The organism is Enterobacter cloacae (genome assembly GCF_013375935.1).
Taxonomy (GTDB): domain Bacteria; phylum Pseudomonadota; class Gammaproteobacteria; order Enterobacterales; family Enterobacteriaceae; genus Enterobacter; species Enterobacter pasteurii.
The window spans coordinates 494,534-515,004 of the sequence record NZ_CP056117.1; the positions used below are offsets into that span (position 1 = coordinate 494,534).

Annotated in this window: 20 protein-coding genes; 6 read left to right on the forward strand and 14 right to left on the reverse strand. The window is 58.9% G+C overall.

What is annotated here, in order from left to right; all coding sequences use genetic code 11:
* Positions 1-3: 3 nt before the first annotated feature.
* The 3 genes from treC (at position 4) to nrdG (ending at position 4,749) form a co-directional block, all read left to right on the forward strand.
* Positions 4-1,647: an alpha,alpha-phosphotrehalase gene (treC, locus tag HWQ14_RS02270; RefSeq protein WP_176608860.1), complete on the forward strand. Its 1,644-nt coding sequence runs from the start codon at positions 4-6 to the stop codon at positions 1,645-1,647.
* A gap of 373 nt (positions 1,648-2,020) precedes the next feature.
* Positions 2,021-4,159, forward strand: coding sequence for an anaerobic ribonucleoside-triphosphate reductase (nrdD, locus tag HWQ14_RS02275; RefSeq protein ID WP_176608861.1), 2,139 nt, complete (start codon positions 2,021-2,023; stop codon positions 4,157-4,159).
* 125 nt (positions 4,160-4,284) lie between these two features.
* A complete protein-coding gene (nrdG, locus tag HWQ14_RS02280) occupies positions 4,285-4,749 on the forward strand; it encodes an anaerobic ribonucleoside-triphosphate reductase-activating protein (RefSeq protein ID WP_176608862.1) in 465 nt (154 codons plus the stop codon).
* 32 nt (positions 4,750-4,781) lie between these two features.
* Here the strand turns inward: nrdG and HWQ14_RS02285 are convergent, their stop codons facing one another.
* The 10 genes from HWQ14_RS02285 to HWQ14_RS02330 form a co-directional block, all read right to left on the reverse strand.
* Positions 4,782-6,692 (reverse strand): BglG family transcription antiterminator, encoded by a 1,911-nt coding sequence (locus HWQ14_RS02285; RefSeq protein ID WP_176608863.1) that lies wholly within the window; start codon positions 6,690-6,692, stop codon positions 4,782-4,784.
* A 19-nt stretch (positions 6,693-6,711) separates the two neighbouring features.
* Positions 6,712-7,848, reverse strand: a complete 1,137-nt coding sequence (locus HWQ14_RS02290) for a lactonase family protein (protein ID WP_176608864.1) — start codon at positions 7,846-7,848, stop codon at positions 6,712-6,714.
* Positions 7,849-7,973: 125 nt separating this feature from the next.
* Complete coding sequence (gene dagF / locus HWQ14_RS02295) at positions 7,974-8,714, reverse strand: 2-dehydro-3-deoxy-phosphogluconate aldolase (RefSeq protein ID WP_176608865.1); 741 nt, start codon at positions 8,712-8,714, stop codon at positions 7,974-7,976.
* Entirely contained in the window at positions 8,711-9,829 is a 1,119-nt protein-coding gene (locus HWQ14_RS02300; RefSeq protein ID WP_176608866.1) for a DgaE family pyridoxal phosphate-dependent ammonia lyase, read from the reverse strand. The genes dagF and HWQ14_RS02300 overlap by 4 nt, the downstream gene beginning before the upstream one ends.
* Positions 9,813-10,946, reverse strand: coding sequence for an amidohydrolase/deacetylase family metallohydrolase (locus tag HWQ14_RS02305; RefSeq protein ID WP_176608867.1), 1,134 nt, complete (start codon positions 10,944-10,946; stop codon positions 9,813-9,815). Before HWQ14_RS02305 ends, HWQ14_RS02300 begins: the two co-directional genes overlap by 17 nt.
* 42 nt (positions 10,947-10,988) lie before the next feature.
* Positions 10,989-11,630 carry a DUF4310 family protein gene (locus HWQ14_RS02310; RefSeq protein WP_003856081.1) on the reverse strand — a complete coding sequence of 214 codons (642 nt, stop codon included), beginning with the start codon at positions 11,628-11,630 and terminating at the stop codon, positions 10,989-10,991.
* 12 nt (positions 11,631-11,642) lie between these two features.
* Positions 11,643-12,419 (reverse strand): DUF4311 domain-containing protein, encoded by a 777-nt coding sequence (locus HWQ14_RS02315; RefSeq protein WP_006810337.1) that lies wholly within the window; start codon positions 12,417-12,419, stop codon positions 11,643-11,645.
* Between the two features lie 22 nt (positions 12,420-12,441).
* Positions 12,442-12,741, reverse strand: a complete 300-nt coding sequence (locus HWQ14_RS02320; RefSeq protein ID WP_006810338.1) for a DUF4312 family protein — start codon at positions 12,739-12,741, stop codon at positions 12,442-12,444.
* A 2-nt stretch (positions 12,742-12,743) separates the two neighbouring features.
* A complete protein-coding gene (locus HWQ14_RS02325) occupies positions 12,744-13,106 on the reverse strand; it encodes an SFCGS family glycine-rich protein (RefSeq protein WP_006810339.1) in 363 nt (120 codons plus the stop codon).
* A 10-nt stretch (positions 13,107-13,116) separates the two neighbouring features.
* On the reverse strand, positions 13,117-13,455 hold the full coding sequence (locus HWQ14_RS02330; protein ID WP_086527803.1) for a glycine dehydrogenase: 339 nt from the start codon (positions 13,453-13,455) through the stop codon (positions 13,117-13,119).
* A 450-nt stretch (positions 13,456-13,905) separates the two neighbouring features.
* Between HWQ14_RS02330 and HWQ14_RS02335 the strand changes: the two genes are divergently transcribed.
* On the forward strand, positions 13,906-14,028 hold the full coding sequence (locus tag HWQ14_RS02335) for a Hok/Gef family protein (protein ID WP_230372849.1): 123 nt from the start codon (positions 13,906-13,908) through the stop codon (positions 14,026-14,028).
* A gap of 69 nt (positions 14,029-14,097) precedes the next feature.
* Here the strand turns inward: HWQ14_RS02335 and cybC are convergent, their stop codons facing one another.
* Positions 14,098-14,484, reverse strand: coding sequence for a cytochrome b562 (cybC, locus tag HWQ14_RS02340; RefSeq protein WP_148421948.1), 387 nt, complete (start codon positions 14,482-14,484; stop codon positions 14,098-14,100).
* Between the two features lie 38 nt (positions 14,485-14,522).
* Positions 14,523-15,875 carry a metalloprotease PmbA gene (gene pmbA / locus HWQ14_RS02345; protein WP_176608868.1) on the reverse strand — a complete coding sequence of 451 codons (1,353 nt, stop codon included), beginning with the start codon at positions 15,873-15,875 and terminating at the stop codon, positions 14,523-14,525.
* A 95-nt stretch (positions 15,876-15,970) separates the two neighbouring features.
* Between pmbA and yjgA the strand changes: the two genes are divergently transcribed.
* Complete coding sequence (gene yjgA / locus HWQ14_RS02350; protein ID WP_148421944.1) at positions 15,971-16,522, forward strand: ribosome biogenesis factor YjgA; 552 nt, start codon at positions 15,971-15,973, stop codon at positions 16,520-16,522.
* A gap of 110 nt (positions 16,523-16,632) precedes the next feature.
* On the opposite strand, the gene HWQ14_RS02355 is transcribed toward yjgA, so the two are convergent.
* Together HWQ14_RS02355 and mpl are read right to left on the reverse strand one after the other, a co-directional pair.
* Positions 16,633-17,775, reverse strand: a complete 1,143-nt coding sequence (locus HWQ14_RS02355; RefSeq protein WP_432418029.1) for an IS481 family transposase — start codon at positions 17,773-17,775, stop codon at positions 16,633-16,635.
* A gap of 113 nt (positions 17,776-17,888) precedes the next feature.
* The gene (gene mpl, locus HWQ14_RS02360) at positions 17,889-19,265 is read right to left on the reverse strand and encodes a UDP-N-acetylmuramate:L-alanyl-gamma-D-glutamyl-meso-diaminopimelate ligase (protein WP_176608870.1); all 1,377 of its coding nucleotides are present in this window, start codon (positions 19,263-19,265) and stop codon (positions 17,889-17,891) included.
* A gap of 179 nt (positions 19,266-19,444) precedes the next feature.
* On the opposite strand from mpl, the gene fbp reads away from it, so the two are divergent.
* Positions 19,445-20,443: a class 1 fructose-bisphosphatase gene (gene fbp / locus HWQ14_RS02365; protein ID WP_148421940.1), complete on the forward strand. Its 999-nt coding sequence runs from the start codon at positions 19,445-19,447 to the stop codon at positions 20,441-20,443.
* The last annotated feature ends 28 nt before the right edge of the window (positions 20,444-20,471 follow it).

Here is a 20,471-nt window from a genome sequence, read left to right on the forward strand (position 1 = left end):
ACTATGAATACCCTTCCTCACTGGTGGCAAAACGGCGTCATCTATCAGATTTACCCAAAGAGCTTCCAGGACACCACCGGCAGCGGCACGGGCGATCTGCGCGGCGTGACGCAGCGCCTGGACTACCTGAAAACCCTCGGCATTGACGCCATCTGGCTGACGCCGTTTTATATCTCGCCGCAGGTGGATAACGGCTACGACGTGGCGAACTACATTGCCATCGACCCGACCTACGGCACGCTGGACGACTTTGACGAGCTGGTCGCCCAGGCGCACGCGCGCGGCATTCGCATCGTGCTGGATATGGTGTTTAACCATACGTCGACGCAGCACGCCTGGTTCCGCGAATCGCTGAACAAAGCGAGCCCGTACCGCCAGTTCTATATCTGGCGCGACGGCACGCCGGACGAGCTTCCCAATAACTGGCGCTCCAAGTTTGGCGGCAACGCCTGGCGCTGGCACGCCGAAAGCGAGCAGTATTACCTGCACCTGTTCGCGCCGGAGCAGGCGGATCTGAACTGGGAGAACCCGGAGGTGCGCGCCGAACTGAAAAAGGTGTGCGAGTTCTGGGCCGATCGCGGCGTGGACGGTTTACGTCTCGACGTGATTAACCTGATTTCGAAAGATTGGTCCTTCCCGGACGATCCCTTCGGCGATGGTCGTCGCTTCTACACCGACGGGCCGCGCATCCATGAATTTCTTCAGGAGATGAGCCGCGACGTCTTTACCCCGCGTAACCTGATGACGGTAGGCGAGATGTCCTCCACCTCGCTGGAAAACTGCCAGCAGTACGCGTCTCTGGACGGACGCGAGCTGTCGATGACCTTCAACTTCCACCACCTGAAGGTGGATTACCCCGGCGGCGAAAAATGGACAAAGGCGAAGCCGGACTTCGTGGCGCTGAAGACCCTCTTTAACCACTGGCAGCAGGGGATGCACAACAAAGCGTGGAACGCGCTATTCTGGTGTAACCACGATCAGCCGCGCATCGTGTCGCGCTTTGGCGACGAAGGGGAACACCGCGTGGCGGCGGCGAAAATGCTCGGCATGGTGCTGCACGGCATGCAGGGCACGCCGTATATTTATCAGGGCGAAGAGCTGGGCATGACCAATCCGCACTTCAGCCGCATCACCGACTACCGCGACGTGGAAAGCCTGAACATGTTTGCCGAACTGCGCGCAAACGGCCGCGATGCGGAGGAGCTGCTGGCGATTCTGGCGTGCAAATCCCGCGATAATGGCCGCACGCCGATGCAGTGGGACGCCTCGCACAACGCGGGCTTTACCGCGGGCGAGCCGTGGATTGGCGTTTGCGATAATTACGAGACGGTGAACGCCCGGGCCGCGCTGGACGACCCGGACTCGGTGTTTTACACCTATCAGTCGCTCATCAGGCTGCGTAAAACCCTGCCGGTGCTGACGTGGGGAGACTATGAAGATTTGCTCCCGACACACCCTTCCCTGTGGTGCTACCGCCGCCGGTGGCAGGGACAAACGCTGATAGTGGTGGCAAACCTGAGCGGCACATCTCAGGAATGGCACGCAGACGCTCCGGGCGGCGAGGCGCGGATCGTGATGAGTAACTACCCTGCCCCCCATACGTCTTCGCTCCGTCCGTTTGAAGCCGTGTGGTGGTTACAGGAGTAACTTCCCCGCCGGGCGCCCGTCGCGCCCGGCTTATTTTGCTGTTTTTGTTGAATAATTAAGCAAAATTTTGCCTCTGCGCATTTACAATCGCTCCAGCGCCCGCCGTTTGTACTCTCGTCTTTTTACTTTGTTCTGAATCAAAAAAATCGCAAACATGTTTGATGCAAATCACTATATGTAGCACTTAAAATGCATCCCGACCCAACATATTGTATCTATCGTCTACAATTCCAACAACAAGACGGCGCTTACGCTGGCCGGAATTGTGGATAACACGAACCGGGAACGCGGGAAGTCTTTGGCCTGCCGAGCAATAAGCCCGGTGAATACTTCCCCACCTCTGTGGATAACCTGTTTTTAAAATGGAGTGATCATGACACCGCATGTGATGAAACGTGATGGCTGTAAAGTGCCGTTTAAATCAGAGCGCATCAAAGAAGCCATTCTGCGTGCAGCTAAAGCAGCGGGAGTCGATGACGCAGATTACTGCGCCACCGTCGCAGAAGTCGTTAGCAGCCAGATGCATGAACGCAGCCAGGTGGATATCAATGAGATCCAGACTGCGGTAGAAAACCAGCTAATGTCTGGCCCCTACAAGCAGCTGGCGCGCGCCTACATTGAGTACCGTCACGACCGTGACGTCCAGCGCGAGAAGCGCGGTCGCCTGAACCAGGAGATCCGCGGCCTGGTGGAGCAGACCAACTCCTCGCTGCTCAATGAAAACGCGAATAAAGACAGCAAGGTAATCCCGACCCAGCGCGACCTGCTGGCCGGTATCGTCGCCAAGCACTATGCGCGCCAGCATCTGCTGCCGCGCGACGTGGTATCGGCGCACGAGCGCGGTGAAATCCACTACCACGATCTCGACTACTCGCCGTTCTTCCCGATGTTCAACTGCATGCTGATCGACCTGAAGGGCATGCTGACCCACGGCTTTAAAATGGGTAACGCCGAGATTGAACCGCCAAAATCCATCTCCACCGCGACGGCGGTCACGGCGCAGATCATCGCCCAGGTCGCGAGCCACATTTACGGCGGCACCACCATCAACCGCATCGATGAAGTGCTGGCCCCGTTCGTAACCGAGAGCTTCAACAAGCACCGTAAAACGGCGGAAGAGTGGCAGATCCCGGACGCCGACGGTTACGCCCGCTCCCGCACGGAGAAAGAGTGCTACGACGCCTTCCAGTCGCTGGAATACGAAGTGAACACGCTGCACACCGCCAACGGCCAGACGCCGTTTGTGACCTTTGGCTTTGGTCTCGGCACCAGCTGGGAGTCGCGCCTCATTCAGCAGTCCATCCTGCGCAACCGTATTTCAGGCCTGGGTAAAAACCGCAAAACGGCGGTGTTCCCGAAACTGGTCTTCGCCATCCGCGACGGGCTGAACCACAAGTTTGGCGATCCGAACTACGACATTAAACAGCTGGCGCTGGAGTGCGCGAGCAAGCGCATGTACCCGGACATTCTGAACTACGACCAGGTGGTGAAGGTCACCGGCTCGTTCAAAACGCCAATGGGCTGCCGCAGCTTCCTCGGCGTGTACGAAGATGAGAACGGCGAGCAGATCCACGACGGGCGCAACAACCTGGGCGTAATCAGCCTTAACCTGCCGCGCATCGCGCTGGAGGCGAAAGGTAATGAAGAGGCCTTCTGGACGCTGCTGGATGAGCGTTTACAGCTGGCGCGTAAGGCGCTGATGACCCGCATTGCGCGTCTCGAAGGGGTGAAAGCCCGCGTCGCGCCAATCCTTTATATGGAAGGGGCCTGCGGCGTGCGCCTGAAGGCGGACGATGACGTTGCTGAGATCTTCAAAAACGGCCGCGCGTCGATCTCGCTGGGCTATATCGGTATTCACGAAACCATTAACGCGCTGTTTGGCGACAGGCACATTTACGACAGCGATGCCCTGCGCGAGAAAGGCATCGCGATTGTGCAGCGCCTGCGTGATGCGGTGGACCAGTGGAAAGACGAAACCGGCTACGGTTTTAGCCTGTACAGTACGCCGAGCGAAAACCTGTGCGATCGCTTCTGCCGCCTGGACACCGCCGAGTTCGGGATTGTGGAAGGGGTGACCGACAAAGGGTACTACACCAACAGCTTCCACCTCGACGTTGAGAAGAAGGTGAACCCGTACGACAAGATCGACTTCGAAGCGGCCTACCCGCCGATCGCCAGCGGCGGCTTCATCTGCTACGGCGAGTACCCGAACATTCAGCATAACCTGAAGGCGCTGGAAGACGTGTGGGACTACAGCTACCAGCACGTGCCGTACTACGGGACCAACACGCCAATCGACGAGTGCTACGAGTGCGGCTTTACCGGCGAGTTTGAGTGCACCAGCAAAGGCTTCACCTGCCCGAAATGCGGTAACCACGATGCGGCCCGCGTCTCCGTAACCCGCCGCGTGTGCGGTTATCTCGGCAGCCCGGACGCGCGTCCGTTTAACGCCGGCAAGCAGGAAGAGGTGAAGCGCCGCGTGAAGCATTTAGGGAATGGGCAGATCGGGTAAGTTTTTTGCCGGGTTCTCCCCCTCACCCCAGCCCTCTCCCCAAAGGGGAGAGGGTGTAATCGTCCCCTCTCCCCTTTGGGGAGAGGGTTAGGGTGAGGGTTAAGGCATCACATCAGGTTAACGCTATGAACTATCACCAGTACTACCCCGTCGACATCGTCAACGGCCCCGGCACCCGCTGCACGCTCTTTGTATCGGGCTGCATTCACGAGTGCCCCGGCTGCTACAACAAAAGCACCTGGCGCTTAAATTCCGGTATGCCGTTCACCGCTGAAATGGAAGACCGCATCATCAGCGACCTGAACGACACGCGCATCAAACGTCAGGGGATTTCGCTATCCGGCGGCGACCCGCTGCATCCGCAAAACGTGCCGGATATTCTGAAGCTGGTGAAACGCATTCGCCGCGAATGCGCGGGAAAAGATATCTGGGTCTGGACGGGCTATAAGCTGGATGAACTGAATGCTGCACAACGAGAAGTGGTGGATCTGATTAACGTGCTGGTCGACGGCAAGTTCGTGCAGGATTTGAAAGATCCCATGCTGATCTGGCGAGGCAGCAGTAACCAGGTTGTGCATCATCTGCGTTAATTAATAGCGGATAGCCTCTATCCGCTTTTTTCTCAAAACCGGCTCAAACTCTCCACGGCCTCAGCCTTAAACGCCGCAAAATCCTCGCACTGGCACAGGCGCGCCATCGCGCGTTCACGCAGGAAGGTGACGAAGATGTCGTAAATGGCCATCGCCTCTTCGTATTCACTCCTGCTAATCGCAAGCAGGAAAATCACATGGGCTGTTTCATCTCCCCACTGAATGCCCTGCGGCGCCAGCACCGTGTAGACCACCGTTTTTTGCGCCAGCAGGCCGAGGGAGTGCGGCAGCGCGATGCCGTCGCCAAGCATGGTGCTGACGATGGCCTCACGCTCGATGACCGAATCCAGAAACTCCGCCCCGACAAAGCCCTCGCGTTCGAGCTGCTCGCACAGTTCGCGGAACAGGGTTTGCTGGTCGACGGGCTTGTCGATAATGCGGAAATGGGCCGCGTCGAAGTATTTCTCCAGCATCCACGGACGGGTTCTGTCCACCAGCACCAGCTTGCCGATCTGCTCCAGCTGATAGTCGGTCGGGAACGGCGCGATCGTCACCACCGGTTTGGATTTCTCGCTCACGCGGGCGGTGGAAATAACAAAGTCTTCGCCGACGGTATCCGCCTGCTCGTACTCGCGCAGGGTGAGCGTCCGCGCGATCTCAATCTGCGGGTATTTACGCTGGAGCACCGCCTCGATCATCCGCACCATCGCGTTTCCGGCGTCGCACACCAGCAGCACCCGCGGCTGGCGCTGGTAGCCGATGTTGTAGTGACGCTCCAGCCCGACGCCGATGTGCAGCACCAGGAAGCCAATCTCGTTTTCGCTGATCGCGTACGGGGTATATTTCCCCCAGCTCGACACGGCCGCGAGGGTCATGTCCCACGCCATCGGATAGTGCTGCTTGATGTTATCCAGCAGCGGATTGGGGATCATGATTTGATACCGCACGCGGGTGATCATGGTTTTGATGTGCGTGAGCAGATCCGCGTGCAGCTGTTCGTCGCTGAGCAGGTTGTAGTTATAGTGGGTATTGATGTAGCGCAGGATGTAGTTGACCAGCGCCTCATCGTCGTCGGCGTTAATCGCGCTGGGGGCGATCTCCTGGATCTGCCGCGCCGCAATGTGCACGCACAGCCAGCTCTCTTCCGAAGGTGAAAGCGCTTTGTCCGCCAGCTGCTGGATGGACGCCGCGATAGCTTTCGCCGCCTCGCGCACGTTGTCCTCCACGTCTTCTGCATGAAATTCCGGCAGCGGGTAACCTTCGCTGATGCGCCGCACCGACACCGCGCAGTACAGGCGCAGGAACAGCTCGCCTTCGTCGGTCAGGCGAATGTGATGGCGGGTCAGCGCGTCGTGAAGTACGGGCACCATCTTTTCCGCCACGCCCGCGTTGAGCGCTACCTCGGTAACCAGCGGGTTCAGGCTGTCCTGCTGCGCCAGCTCCCACAGGAGGTCGGTCAGGCAGGCGCGGATCGCCATCTCGCGGCCAAACAGCTTCATGCCGTGGCGCGGGCGGGTTTCCAGCGTCAGGTTGTAACGGTGGAACCACTCGCGTACCTCCACCATGTCGCTCTGCAACGTGGCGCGGCTGACAAACCACTCGTCCGCCAGGTCCTCCAGCTTAAGGGAAAACGCCGAGGTCAGAAAACGCACCACCAGATAGTGCACGCGCTCCGGCCCGGTTCGCGGAATGCGCAGCGCGCGCGGGTGCGATGCCTGCAGCTGCTGGTAACGTTCAGCATCATCAATTTTAAGCTGATAGCCGTTACCGCGGCTCAGAATGAACTGCGCGCCGTGGCTCGCCAGCAGCGCGTTCAGGGCGGTGATATCCGCCCGGACGGTTCGCGTGGAGACCGACAGCCGCTGCGCCAGCTCGTCCTGCGGCAGCGTCTCGTTTTGCAACAGATCGAAAAGTTGCGCTAAACGTTGGTTCGGAAATCGCACGTCGTCGTCCTCTTACTGCTCAGGGTGAAATAACCATCTGGGATGGGCTGCCGACCGGGGTATAGTCTGGCTCAACGCTCAGCCTGCCGTCCTGCGCCACGCGGAAGCGGGTAATGTTGTCGCTGCGCTGGTTCATGACGTACAGCCAGCGCCCCTGCTTATCGAGCGTCAGGGTTCGCGGATAGTCACCGCGCGTCCAGACATCGTCCTGGTGCGTCAGCGTCCCCTCCGCCGTTACGGTAAAGTGCCCGATGCTGTTATGCAAACGGTTAGCGACATACAGCTGTTTACCATCGGCGCTTAACGCCAGCCCGGCGGCAAAACTGGTGCCCCTGTAACCGTCCGGCAGGGCTGAAACCGTTTTACCTTCTTTGAGCCTGCCGCTGCTGTCCAGCGCATAATGGGTGAGCGTAGAGGCTTCTTCATTAATCAGCCACAGGGCGTCTCCCTTCGGCGTAAAGACAAAGTGGCGCGGCCCGGCACCTTTTGAGGAGGCGCTGATAAACGGCGGATCGTTCGGCGTCAGCTTGCCGCTTCGATCGTCAAAGCGGTACTGGTAGATGCGATCCAGCCCCAGATCGGTAGAAAACACATACTTCCCGCTCGGATCGGCGGCGATCATGTGCGCGTGGGGGCCGTTATGATCGCTGATGGCAAAGCTGCCCTCAACGGCAGCTTCCGGCTTCGCCGCCCCCGGTTCGCCCCGATCCTGATGCGTGTCCGTGGCCTCACCCAGGCTGCCGTCTGCGTTGACGGGCAGCACCGCGATCGATCCGCTGACGTAGTTCGCCACCAGCAGGTGCTGGCCGTTCGGCGTTAGCGACAGGTACACCGGCCCCGCACCGCCGGAGGAGACCTGATTCAGCTCGCTCAGCTCGCCGTTATCGCCCACGCGCAGCGCCTGCACCACGCCCTGCTCCACCTCGCTTGCCAGATACAGCGTTTTGCCGTCGTGAGAGACGGTCAGCTGCGCCGCGTTCGGGAGCCTGCTCACCAGCGTTTTATCGCCGAGCGCGCCGGTGTTCGGGTCGACGGTAAAGCGGTACAGCCCCTCGCCGTTGGGGTTATAGGTGCCAACCCAGGCGTACTGCGGCTGGGCGATAGCGGCAGTGGCAAGCAACGAGAGTGAAGCGACAAGCAGGTTTTGGGTGTGCATGGTGGCTCCTTTGGGGTTGTGCGGCGTGTTTCCCCTCACCCTAACCCTCTCCCCAAAGGGGAGAGGGGACGATTACACCCTCTCCCCTTTGGGGAGAGGGCTGGGGTGAGGGGTAAGGTTTTGTTTTACTTTACCAGCTTCTTCGTCATCGCAAGCAGCGTACGCACGTCTTCCGGACGCGTATCGCCGCTGTCTTTGTCGATAATCGAGCTGTAGATATGCGGAATGATTTTGCTCACGCCCGCGTCCAGCGCGATCTGCAGGATCGCCTCGAAGTTATCCAGATCGATTCCCCCGGTCGGCTCCAGCCAGAAGTCGTGTCGGGCGCAGGCTTCCGCCACCGCTTTATACTCGTCGCGACACTTGAGGCCGCCCATCGGGAAGTATTTGATCGAGCTGCCGCCGAAATCCTTCAGCAGGGCAATCGCCGTTTCAACCGGCACAATGCCGTCCGGTGCCGCGCTGCTCAGCGGGCCGGTGGAGATTTTCACCATCCCGACGGTGCCGGTCGGTGAGACCAGTCCGTTGACCACGGACTCATTCTGCCCCAGCAGCGCGCGGCTGGTGGCCACGCCAGTGAAAACCTGGTTGACGTGCTGCGGCTGAACCTGGCGGGAGATTTCGCTCACCATCGCCGACTGGTTCGGATCGCCCGCGCCCAGCCCTACGGAGAGCGCATTATCAATCAGCGCCGCGTACTCACGCATATCAGCGACCGCGCTCGCCACGTCCGGATAGTTTTTGGAGAGCACGCCCACCAGCACATGGCCTTCCGCCGCCTCGTAAATGGCGCTGGCGTTGGCTTTCGAGCCTGCCAGCACGTTCAGGCAGACGCGGTCACGGTAAAAATTGGGGGTCAGTTTCATGCTTTTTTCTCCTGTCCTAATACTTCGCTAATGCGGCGGTACACGATGTTCAGCTGGTCAGCGCTCACGCTGCGCACGTCCGCTTCGATGATCCCTTCGTTGGCCTTGTAGCCACGGAAGTAAATGGCGTATTCACCCTGCTTCAGCTGCGCGACAAGCTCGCCGGTGCCGACGCCGGTGGTCGCTTCGTCAAACTTAATCTCGGTGCGCGCAATGTCGCGACCGGCGCTGTCCCAGACCACGCTCGCCGTGACGCCGTTCAGGGTGTTGAGCGCGTCGGTAAACGGCGTCATTTTTGCCACCATCTCCGCCCCGCTCTCTTTGGTTGCCGTCAGGTAGTGTTCGATGGCGCAGGTCAGGCCAAGGATGCCCTCTTTACCCACCTTCATGGCGCGGCCAATGCCCGCCGTCTGACGCTTCACCCATTCAACATATTGAGTTTTGCCGATCACCAGCCCGCTGGTTGGCCCTTCAATCGCCTTCGCGCCGCTGTAGATAACAAGAGAAGCGCCGGAGCGGTAGTACGCGTGCAGATCTTCTTCCGCTGCGGCATCGACGATCAGGGGCAGGTCGTGCTTACGCGCCACGACCGCCGCCTGCTCAACGCTGAGCATGCTTTTCTGCACGCAGTGGTGCGATTTGATGTAGAGGATCGCCGCGGTGCGCGGGGTGATCGCCGCCGCCAGCTGATCGGCAGAGCATTCGTTGGCGTAGCCTGCCTCCACCAGCCTGCCGCCGCCCAGCGCCACCATGGTGCCCACCGGCGCGCCGAAGTTTACGTTGTGGCCTTTCGGCAGCACGATCTCGTTGTTTTCAATCGGGGTGACGTGCAGGTTTTCCAGCAGCCAGTCGCTGTCCTTCACCAGCACTGCCGCCACGGACTGGGCAATTCCCGCCGACGCGCAGGAGACCACCGTCGCGCCCTCCACGTCCAGCAGCTTCGCGATGTATTCCCCGGTTTTGTTAACCAGATCCTTCATCTCGAAGTAGTGATTCATGCCGTCCATCGCCGCCTGCACCACCTCCGGGCGCGGCGTGGAGACGCCCAGCGCCGTCATGCGGCCAGAGGTGTTAATAACCTGCTTTAAGTGGTACTTCTCATAAATCGAAGGCATGTTCCGTGCTCCCTTGTTCGGTCATGTAGCCCTTGCCCGCGCGGATCGCGGCAAGCGGCACCAGAATGTGTTCAGCCTGCAGGCTGTCGTTTTCAGCATCCGTCAGCACCGTCGGCTGGCGCTTAACGGTGAACAGCGTCAGGTCGGCGTCGAGGCCGGGCTCGATACGTCCTTTGCGCGTCAGGCGCAGGCCGTCGGCGGCGTTCGCGGTGACGCAGTCAATCACCTGCGGCAACGACATGCCGATGGCGAGGAATTTTGACATCACGCTCGAAAGCGAGCCGACCGGGCCGTTAATGCGGTTGCGGCAGTAGATATCCGAGCTGATGGTGTGCGGCAGAATGCCCATCGCGATGGCGCGTTTCGCCACCTCAAAGCTGAAGCTCGCCGTACCGTGGCCAACGTCCAGGCGCACGCCGCGCTTCAGGGCGGAGGTGATGGAGGCGCGCAGCTCGCCGGAGGGCGTCAGAATGCGGTTTGGCTTGCCGTTGTAGCAGTGGGTAATGATGTCGCCGGAGCTTAACAGCTCGGCAATTTCGTCGAGGTTCGGCGGATTGTTGCCGATGTGCACCATCAGCGGCAGGCCGCCGTTCTCTTTCTGAATGGCCTTCGCGCGCTCCAGCGGGGTAATACCGTTTTCCCCCACCACGCTGCTGCTCATGCGCGCCTTCAGGCCGACGATAAAATCAGGATGGCGCTTCACCGCCTGCTTTACGGCATCGGCATCAATATTCGCCATATTGGCCAGCTCGTTCTGGGCAATCAGCCCCACGCGGGAGATATTCAGCAGGGCAAACACCTCGGTTGAGGCTTTGCGGGTAATTTCATAGAAATCGTCCACGTCGTCGGCACCGGTACTGCCCGCGTCCACCACGGTGGTGACGCCGGTGGCAATGCCGACGCTGTCCGGCTCGTCGTGGTAAATGGGGGAGTTCGGGTAGCAGTGAACGTGGGAGTCAATCCAGCCCGCGCTGACGAACACGTTACCGTTAAGCTCAACCGTTTTGCGGGCGGGAGCGTCAATTTCGCCTGTCGCGGCGATCTTCCCGTCCTGAATGGCGATATCGGTCAGGGTATCGTCGGCAAGGCGCGCACGGCGCAGGAGTAAATCAAACATAAGGTTCTCCTGATAAATCGGGCGCCGGAGCGCCCGCGGGTATTAAAGGGCGACCGGGAACAGCCAGCCCAAAATCATTGCGCCGAGGATGGCGCCACCGGTGATCGGCTTCTGCCAGATGTAGAACAGCAGCGCACCCACCAGGGAGCCGACGCCGATAGGAATGGAGGCCGTCATGGCGCTGAGGATAATCAGCGGACCGAGGAAGCGGCCGGAAGCGTTGCCCGCGCCCATCATCACGTCTGCACCGTAGGTAGAGTTACTCTGGTTGATGGTGAACTTACGCGCCAGGATGATGACGTAGCCAATCGCCAGGCCAATCACCAGGCCGGTAATCAGCGAGGCAATGAAGTTGGTCACCGGGAACATGATCCCCGCACCCAGCAGCAGCGCCGGCACGCCAAGCCCCACGCCGGTCTGGATCGCCCCGCCGATGTCGAGGATCCCCACCAGCGAGCCTTCGATAATACGGGCGAACAGGAAGCTCGCGCCGAACGCGGCCACCGCGCCGTACACGCCGGTATCAATCCCCGCCTTCAGCATCGCCACGAAGGCCACTTCGTTAAACGCGCCGATGCCGTAGAGGTAGTACATGTGCGTCCCGGCAAACACGCCGGAGGAGAGCAGGCCAACGAAGATCGGGAACGACCAGTCGGCATACCAAAAACCTTTATTCTGTTCCATTGGAGGCTCCTGTTATTTACCGCTGAGCGAGTTGTGGATCATGTCGAGCCAGTTCGGCACCGTCAGATGGAAGGATTCGATCATCTTCATGTCGAAGCCGCGGAAGAAGCCGCTCAGCACGAACAGCAGAACGATGGCCGCCATCATCACCTTGGTAACGTGGTTCCAGCCGCTCTCTTCCACGCCTTTACCGATCAGGATCCCCAGCACCAGGCCCGGTACGGCGTTACCCATAATCAGCTGCGCCGCGCCGCCGAAGATGGTGGCCCAGAAGCCCGATTTTTTACCCGCGTCGATGGCCGCCAGCCAGAAGATCACCGGCATTACGGTGTTCACCAGCAGGTTCGCCGCCGGCACCAGCACCTTCACGGCGGTGACCTGAAGCGCGGCCGGAACGGAGGAGGCGGTAAGGTTCAGGAAGGTCACGACAATCATGCCGATGATGCCGCAGGCAATCGCCATTTTGCGGGGATCGTGCAGCGTTTCGCCGACGTTACGGTTTTTGATCATCAGTGCGGCAGCACCCCAGTTTGGGATGATGCGGTGGTCAACGTCCTGTGTGAAGGCGCCAGCGGCCACGGAAGAGGCCCAGGCGTTAAAGAAGAAGCCTAACCCAAAGGAGAAGTGGGACGCCGGATCCCCTTCGCAGGAGTTCAGCTCCCCCAACGTACGAAACGCGCCCATACCCTGAGTGGTAGGCGCATGAAACATGCGTGCAGCCCCGGCTCCAACACCGACGCCAACCAGGCCGCCAATGATGAGCGATTTTATTAATATAATTAAGAACATCAGTCTGCCCTTTTATGAATAATCAGCGTTGCGTGACGAAGTCCACCTGGTCGAGATTGATGGCGGTCACGTTGACGGTCACATCCAGCTCCACGCTGTAGGTGCGTCTTTCCCGGCGCAAAAAGAAGAACAGAAAGGCTTCTTTTCGCACCGCTTCTTGCGCCTGAACGACCTGCACATCCTGTGGCTCAATACGCAGTAAGATATGCGGTGAGGCTTTCATCACCGCGGCCTGAACGTGGTTGAGCGCGTCGGCAAAGGCGCGCGCTTTGGCGTCGCCCTTCCCCTTCACCCTCACCGTGGTTGTGAACTGTTCTTTCATGCTTATGCGCCGTATTTCTTCTGCCACGCCTGCACCAGACGCTCGCCCAGCTCTTCTTTATCCATAAAGCCAAAGCCCAGCACGTTGCAGCCTTCGTTGATGGCGGTCACGCCCTCATCCACGGAACGCATGCCGTACTTAGCCTTGTAGCCGTATTTGGTCTGGGCGGTGATGGCGCCCGCGCCGCCGCTGCCGCAGAACGAGATACCGAAGGTGGCGTTTTCCGCCTTCATTACGTCACCCAGCTTCATGTCCGCGGCCATGCCCGGTACGACAACCGCGCGCCCACCGGCTTTCTCCACGCCGGCAGCCACTTTCTGACCTTTGCCCAGGCGATCGCCAATCACGACTGTAATCTGTTCCATGTGTTGCTCCTTAAAGGTTGTCTTTCGCGACTTCGAAGTGAACGGAGAGCAGCCAGGCCTCTTCATCAGGAAGGTTGCCAAACTGCGCCACCACTTCACGGGCGAGCCGCATTGAATCGGGTGAAATTTCGTCGAACAGCTCTGCTTCAACCTCCGGCAACGGCTCGCCGGTCACGGACCGGTGCGCCATTGCGCGAACGTGGGAGGTCAGCATCTGCTCCTGTACTGCATTGGGGATGATGTTGTGCCGGGCCAGCAGGGCATAAACCTGCTGTAGCATGGTGTTCGCGAGCTGTTCAGTCTGCACCGCCTGTTCCCCAACGTCGTTCATTACCGCTCCGTTAATCACTCGTCTTACCCCGTTAATGGCTCTGGAATAAAACTAACGTTGGGAGGGAAGGGTTTGTAGCGAGTTGTTTTCCACTTCAAAGTGGAAAGGCGAGCAGCGGCAGTGATCTGTGCCACATAAATGCGGTGAATCTGGATAAAACGCTGTATTTGCGTGATGAATATCACGCTATTACGCGGCAATGGACAGGTCAGCGAAGTGGAAAAGATTACGAGCCGACTCGTAGAAATGTGACGTGGATAAGGTTTTCTTATGGGGATCCGCTAGAGTGGCGGCGGGTGCTTGAGACTGACCGTCTCAGGCATGGGACGGAAAGTGGAAAGCCCCGCCTGATAAAAAATCAGGGCGGGGGCTCGAAACGACACGTCACGACCGTGGAGTTCGCTACCTCGCCCGCTTTGAAGCAAGGAGGCATCCATGAAACGCAGAAACCCAAGTATCGGGGTTTTGATGATTATTTCTTTGACAATAATCATCTTAACGCTGGTGACGAGGAAAACACTGTGCGAGATCCGTTTTCGAAACGGCTCGCTTGAAGTGACAGCGCGGATGGAGTGTCGCTCCGGCAAGTAGGGAGCAAAGATGCGGGGGCGCTAACTGCGCCCCCGCATACGGGAAAGGACGTACAGCTCAGGCACCCAATTAACGATATTTTTTGTGATAGGTATTGCGCGTGGTGGCAAACTGCTCCGCTGCCGCCTGGGCTTCCTTCACCTTGCCTTCGTTAGCCAGCTTCAGCGCACCGTCGATCTGGCCGACCAGCACGTCAAAACCGTGACGGTAGTCTTTCATCTCGGCGCTGTCCGCCGCTTTGCTTTCCAGCTTCGGCGGCGTCGCCTTTTGCGCGTCCAGCGCCGCTTCGCGCATTTTGGTCAGGGCGTCTTTCATGTCCGCCGCATTGTCCGTTTTCTGCACAACCTTCAGGTTTTCGCTGAGAATATCCATATTGTCTTCGAGATCGGCAGCAAACGCGGACGAGCCAAGAACCAGCGTTGAAGCCGCGACGATCGCTAACAGGTGTTTACGCATTGCTCACTTCCTTTTTTATTATTAACAAAACGCTATCTTTATTGACCCGCAATTTTCATTTCGGGCAGAAGAACTGAACCACACTGTATATTGCTGCGTGTTTCAATATCGTTACCGACCGTAACGATGTTGCGCCACATGCCCTTCAGGTTACCCGCGATGGTGATTTCGCTCACCGGATACTGAATTTCGCCGTTTTCCACCCAGAAGCCCGCCGCGCCGCGCGAGTAGTCGCCGGTGATGCCGCTTACGCCCTGCCCCATCAGCTCGGTCACCACCAGGCCGGTGCCCATCTCTTTCAGCATCTGCTCAAAGCTCAGGCCCTGGCCGGCAATGCGCCAGTTGTGGATGCCGCCCGCGTGACCGGTGCTTTTCAGCCCCAGCTTGCGCGCGGAGTAGTTGGTCAGCAGCCACTGGGTCAGAATACCGTCCTTAACAATGTCGCGACGTTCGGTGCGAACGCCTTCGCTGTCGAACGGCGTGGAGGCCAGCCCTTTCAGCAGGTGCGGATGCTCTTCGATGGTCAGCCATTCCGGCAGGATCTGCTTGCCCAGCGAGTCGAGCAGGAAGGTCGATTTACGGTACACCGAGCCGCCCGCGATAGCGCCCACCAGATGGCCAAACAGGCCGGTCGCCACTTCGTTGGCAAAGATCACCGGGGCCTTCATGGTGGAAAGCTTACGCGGCGACAGGCGTGACAGCGTGCGTTCGGCACACTCTTTACCCACCCACTCCGGAGACTGCAAATCCCCCAGCGCGCGGCCGATGGTATAGGCGTAATCACGCTCCATGTCGCCGTTCTCTTCGGCGATCACGCAGCTGGAAAGCGAGTGACGGGTAGAGCAGTAGCCCTGCAGCATGCCATGTGAGTTGCCGAAGACTTTGATGCCGTAGTGGCTGTTGAAGCTGCCGCCTTCGGTATTGGTGATGCGTTTATCCGCCTGCAAAGACGCCTGTTCGGCGCGTGCGGCCAGCTCGATGGCTTCATCCGGGGTCACTTCCGCCGGGTGGAAAAGATCGAGATCCGGGGCATCAAACGCCAGCAGCTCTTTATCGGCCACGCCAGCGTAAGGATCCGGGGAGGTGTAACGGGCGATATCCAGCGCCGCCTGCACCGTACGGGCGATGGCATCCGGGCTGAGATCGGTAGACGAGGCGCTGCCTTTGCGATTCTGGTGATAAACGGTGATCCCCAGCGCGCCATCGCTGTTGAATTCTACATTCTCCACTTCGCCATAGCGGGTGCTCACGCTAATGCCGGTGGTTTTGCTGACCGCCACTTCGGCGCCATCTGATTTACCTGAAGCGAGCGTCAGCGCGGTGGAGACGGCTTCTTCCAGGATCTTACGCTGCGCTTCAACTTGTGAGGTTACTTTCATCGCAAATGCCATACTGTAAGAGAGAGTTAAGTGAAGTCTAACAGAGAACCGTTTTTCAGTGCGCGTCTTAACTGGTAACATTAGCCTCTTTTTTTAAGGAGCCTGACATGACTAAGCAGCCCGAAGACTGGCTCGACGACGTTCCCGGTGATGACATCGAAGACGAAGATGATGAGATCATCTGGGTCAGTAAAAGTGAAATTAAACGTGACGCCGAAGAGTTAAAACAGCTTGGCGCAGAGATGGTCGATCTGGGTAAAAACGCGCTGGATAAGATCCCGCTCGACCAGGATCTGCGTGATGCCATTGAACTGGCACAAAAAATCAAGAAAGAAGGGCGTCGCCGCCAGCTTCAGCTTATCGGTAAACTGCTGCGTCAGCGCGACGTTGAGCCGATCCGTCAGGCGCTGGACAAGCTGAAAAACCGCCACAACCAGCAGGTTGCGCTGTTCCATAAGCTGGAGCAGATCCGCGATCGTCTGATTGAACAGGGCGATGACGCCGTACCTGAAGTGCTGAACCTGTGGCCGGATGCCGACCGCCAGCAGCTGCGTTCGCTTATCCGTAACGCGAAGAAAGAGAAAGAAGGGAATAAGCCGCCGAAGTCTGCGCGTCTGATTTTCCAGTATCTGCGCGAGCTGTCCGAGAACGGCGAATAATATGTTTCCCTCACCCCAAAGGGGAGAAGGGAATTGAACAGCCTCTCCCCTTTGGGGTGTACGGTCCGGGGACATGGTAGACAGGTGTTCGGGGACATGGTGAACACTTTTTAACATCCTTTACCCATGGTGATCGACTTTTTCTTCAGGTCGATCACCCCCACTTTCGTGCTGTACCACCACACCTCGTAGCGGCCGTCTTCCTGCATCTCCTTCAGCCCGACCCGTTCTCCCCTGAACGCCTTGCCTGCGCTCAGACTTACCCCTTTCACGCTCAGCCTTCCGCTGATATCCACTTTCCTGACCATCACGCCCTCGTCGTATTCCGGGGGCGGTGTGTTGCCGCTGTACTGCCGTGCAGACGGCTTATACCGCGAGCCCGGTACCGCCATGTCCAGCGCCTCATGCGGGCGTTCAAGGTTATAGACCGTCCGCCAGTGGTCGAAGGCGCGCTGCAGTTCGCCCCCGCTCGCGAACCACTTCCCCTGCAGCACCTCTGCCTTCAGGCTGCGGTGAAAACGCTCCAGCTTGCCCTGTGTCTGCGGATGATACGGCCGGGAGTGCCCCACCCGGATACCCAGACGCATCAGCCACAGCTCCAGCGCCGTCCAGGTGCCGGTGGTGTCTCCCCACGGTGAGCCGTTATCCATCGTCATCCGGTCCGGCAGGCCGTAGCGTTCAAACACGCTGACCAGCTGCTGCTGCACGGTCTCGCGCCGTTCATCGGTACAGTGCGCCAGGCACAGGGAAAAACGGGAGTGGTCGTCCAGCAGGGTGAGCGGATGGCAGCGGCCCCCGCCAAAGGGAAAGTGGCCCTTAAAATCCATCTGCCAGAGCCGGTTCGGCGCGTCATGTTCGAACCGTCCCGTGACGGGAATGCCCGGTGAAGTGCCCGGCAGCAGACCATGGCGGGCCATCAGGTTATGAACGGTGCTGAAGGCGGGCATAGTGTGCCCCTGGTCTTCCAGCCAGTGCTTTATCTTGCGCGCGCCCCAGCGTTGATGGCGGTTATGGGCCATACGCAGCAGGGCAGTGATGTCGTCAGATGAGCGGTTCGGGGAATGGTGCGGTATGCGCGGGCGGTCCTGAAGGCCCGCGGCCCCTTCCTCCGCCCAGCGGTGAAGCCACTTGTAGCCGGTGGCAGGTGAAATGCCAAAGTGACGGCAGAGGGAACGGATGTTCGCCCCGTCCTGCGAGGCGAACAAAACAAACTCGGTACGTAATGACATGGTATCTCTCGCATCCCAGGGCATAAGCGACTCCATAAGCGGGTTCTTATGCCTTAGTTGTAAGTGTCTACCATGTCCCCGAACAAGTGTTCACGATGTCCCCGGACCGTACAGGGGAGAGGGCTGGGGTGAGGGGCTTACTCTGCTACCGCTTCCGCTTTCTTCGCCAGACCGTCCAGCAGTTTCTGATGAATACCACCAAACCCGCCGTTGCTCATCACCAGAATGTGATCGCCAGGCTGTGCCGCTTTCACCACCATATCCGCTAATACATCCACGTCCGCACTCCAGTGCGCAGGCTGAATGCAGGCGTCGGCCACTTCAGCCACCTGCCACGGAATATGCTGCGGCTGCAGCAGGAAGACTTCGTCGGCACGCCCCAGGGACGGCGCGAGATCGTCCTTGCAGATACCCATTTTCATGGTGTTTGAACGCGGTTCCAGCACGGCCAGAATGCGCGCGGTGCCGCCAACCTTGCCGCGTAACGCCGCAAGCGTCGCCAGAATAGCGGTTGGGTGGTGCGCGAAATCGTCATACACCGTCACGCCGTGGGCTTCGCCGCGCAGCTCCAGACGGCGGCGGGCGTTGATAAACGTCCCCAGCGCATTGGCGGCATCCGCAGGCAGTACGCCCACATGACGCGCCGCAGCGATCGCCATCAGGCCGTTGTGCATGTTGTGCTCGCCCACCAGGCTCCACTTCACCTCACCCACTTTCTCACCGTCGAGCAGCACTTCCCACTCGGATGCATCCGCGTTGAGCTTTTTCGCCTGCCAGTGGCCCTGCTCGCCCACCAGCTCCTGCTCGCTCCAGCATCCCATCGCCATGGTCTGCTTCAGGTTGATGTCGTTCTCCGGCAGGATGATGCGCCCCTGACCTGGAACAATACGCACCAGATGGTGGAACTGTTTCTGAATCGCCTTCAGGTCGTCAAAGATGTCAGCGTGATCGAACTCAAGGTTGTTGAGGATCAGCGTGCGCGGGCAGTAATGCACAAATTTGGAACGCTTGTCGAAGAATGCGCAGTCGTATTCGTCCGCTTCTATCACAAAGAACGGGCTGTCACCCAGACGCGCGGAGACGTCGAAATTCCCCGGCACGCCGCCGATCACAAAGCCCGGCTTGTAGCCGCAGGCTTCGAGGATCCAGGTCGCCATTCCGGCGGTAGTGGTTTTGCCGTGCGTACCGGCAACGGCGATAACCCAGCGGTCGCGCAGGACGAAATCATGCAGCCACTGCGGGCCAGACATGTACGGAATATTGCGTTCCAGCACCGCCTCAACGCATGGATTTCCACGGGTCATGGCGTTACCCACGATCACCAGATCCGGCTGCGGCTCCAGCTGGCTGGCGTCATATCCCCGAATCAGAGAGATACCCTGCTTCTCCAGCAGCGTGCTCATCGGCGGATACACATTGGCGTCCGAACCCGTCACTTCATGGCCCAGCGAGCGCGCCAGCATTGCCAGTCCGCCCATGAAAGTGCCACAAATCCCCAATATATGAATGCGCATACGTCACTATCCTTCTTCAATGTGGCGCACATTTTACCCGCATGTCAGCGGCTGTGAAACGCATTTCAGGTAAATCCGTATTTTGCTGGCGCGATTCACCTCTGCGCTAATATTTGAATGTTTGTTAAGATTGTTGGACATCAACCGCTTTACTCAACATAAGATGCAGGGAAAGTGTTATGAAAACGTTAGGTGAATTTATTGTCGAAAAGCAGCACGAGTTCTCTCATGCTACGGGTGAGCTCACTGCTTTGCTGTCGGCAATAAAGCTGGGCGCTAAGATCATCCACCGTGATATCAACAAGGCCGGTCTGGTCGATATCCTGGGTGCCAGCGGTGCCGAGAACGTTCAGGGTGAGGTTCAGCAGAAACTCGACCTGTTCGCCAATGAAAAACTAAAAGCAGCACTGCGCGCGCGCGACATCGTTGCGGGTATCGCCTCTGAAGAAGAAGATGAAATCGTCGTTTTCGAAGGGTGTGAACACGCAAAATACGTTGTTCTGATGGATCCCCTGGACGGCTCCTCCAACATCGACGTTAACGTTTCTGTCGGTACCATTTTCTCTATCTACCGCCGCGTCACGCCTGTTGGCACGCCGGTGACGGAAGAAGACTTCCTGCAACCGGGCAGCAATCAGGTCGCGGCCGGTTACGTGGTATATGGCTCGTCCACCATGCTGGTGTACACCACCGGCTGCGGCGTTCACGCCTTTACCTACGATCCGTCGCTGGGCGTCTTCTGTCTGAGCCAGGAGCGTATGCGCTTCCCGGAGAAGGGCAACACCTACTCCATCAACGAAGGCAACTACATCAGATTCCCGAACGGCGTGAAGAAATACATCAAATTCTGCCAGGAAGAAGATAAGGCTACCCAGCGCCCGTACACCTCCCGCTATATCGGCTCGCTGGTGGCGGATTTCCACCGTAACCTGCTGAAGGGCGGCATTTACCTTTACCCAAGCACCGCAAGCCACCCGGACGGGAAGCTGCGTCTGCTGTATGAATGCAACCCGATGGCGTTCCTGGCCGAACAGGCGGGCGGCAAGGCGAGCGACGGTAAAGAGCGTATTCTGGATATCGTGCCGGAAAGCCTGCACCAGCGCCGTTCGTTCTTCGTCGGCAATGACCATATGGTTGATGACGTAGAACGTATGATCCGCGAATACCCGGACGCGTAATACGCCAACAGGGGAGCCGGGAAGGCTC

Excerpts from the sequence above, each read along its gene's own strand:
- treC (WP_176608860.1), top strand. The coding sequence starts at position 4 with ATGAATACCCTTCCTCACTGGTGGCAAAACGGCGTCATCTATCAGATT.
- nrdD (WP_176608861.1), top strand. The coding sequence starts at position 2,021 with ATGACACCGCATGTGATGAAACGTGATGGCTGTAAAGTGCCGTTTAAA.
- nrdG (WP_176608862.1), top strand. The coding sequence starts at position 4,285 with ATGAACTATCACCAGTACTACCCCGTCGACATCGTCAACGGCCCCGGC.
- HWQ14_RS02290 (WP_176608864.1), bottom strand. The coding sequence starts at position 7,848 with ATGCACACCCAAAACCTGCTTGTCGCTTCACTCTCGTTGCTTGCCACT.
- dagF (WP_176608865.1), bottom strand. The coding sequence starts at position 8,714 with ATGAAACTGACCCCCAATTTTTACCGTGACCGCGTCTGCCTGAACGTG.
- HWQ14_RS02300 (WP_176608866.1), bottom strand. The coding sequence starts at position 9,829 with ATGCCTTCGATTTATGAGAAGTACCACTTAAAGCAGGTTATTAACACC.
- HWQ14_RS02305 (WP_176608867.1), bottom strand. The coding sequence starts at position 10,946 with ATGTTTGATTTACTCCTGCGCCGTGCGCGCCTTGCCGACGATACCCTG.
- HWQ14_RS02310 (WP_003856081.1), bottom strand. The coding sequence starts at position 11,630 with ATGGAACAGAATAAAGGTTTTTGGTATGCCGACTGGTCGTTCCCGATC.
- HWQ14_RS02315 (WP_006810337.1), bottom strand. The coding sequence starts at position 12,419 with ATGTTCTTAATTATATTAATAAAATCGCTCATCATTGGCGGCCTGGTT.
- HWQ14_RS02320 (WP_006810338.1), bottom strand. The coding sequence starts at position 12,741 with ATGAAAGAACAGTTCACAACCACGGTGAGGGTGAAGGGGAAGGGCGAC.
- HWQ14_RS02325 (WP_006810339.1), bottom strand. The coding sequence starts at position 13,106 with ATGGAACAGATTACAGTCGTGATTGGCGATCGCCTGGGCAAAGGTCAG.
- HWQ14_RS02335 (WP_230372849.1), top strand. The coding sequence starts at position 13,906 with ATGATTATTTCTTTGACAATAATCATCTTAACGCTGGTGACGAGGAAA.
- cybC (WP_148421948.1), bottom strand. The coding sequence starts at position 14,484 with ATGCGTAAACACCTGTTAGCGATCGTCGCGGCTTCAACGCTGGTTCTT.
- pmbA (WP_176608868.1), bottom strand. The coding sequence starts at position 15,875 with ATGGCATTTGCGATGAAAGTAACCTCACAAGTTGAAGCGCAGCGTAAG.
- yjgA (WP_148421944.1), top strand. The coding sequence starts at position 15,971 with ATGACTAAGCAGCCCGAAGACTGGCTCGACGACGTTCCCGGTGATGAC.
- HWQ14_RS02355 (WP_432418029.1), bottom strand. The coding sequence starts at position 17,775 with ATGCCCTGGGATGCGAGAGATACCATGTCATTACGTACCGAGTTTGTT.
- mpl (WP_176608870.1), bottom strand. The coding sequence starts at position 19,265 with ATGCGCATTCATATATTGGGGATTTGTGGCACTTTCATGGGCGGACTG.
- fbp (WP_148421940.1), top strand. The coding sequence starts at position 19,445 with ATGAAAACGTTAGGTGAATTTATTGTCGAAAAGCAGCACGAGTTCTCT.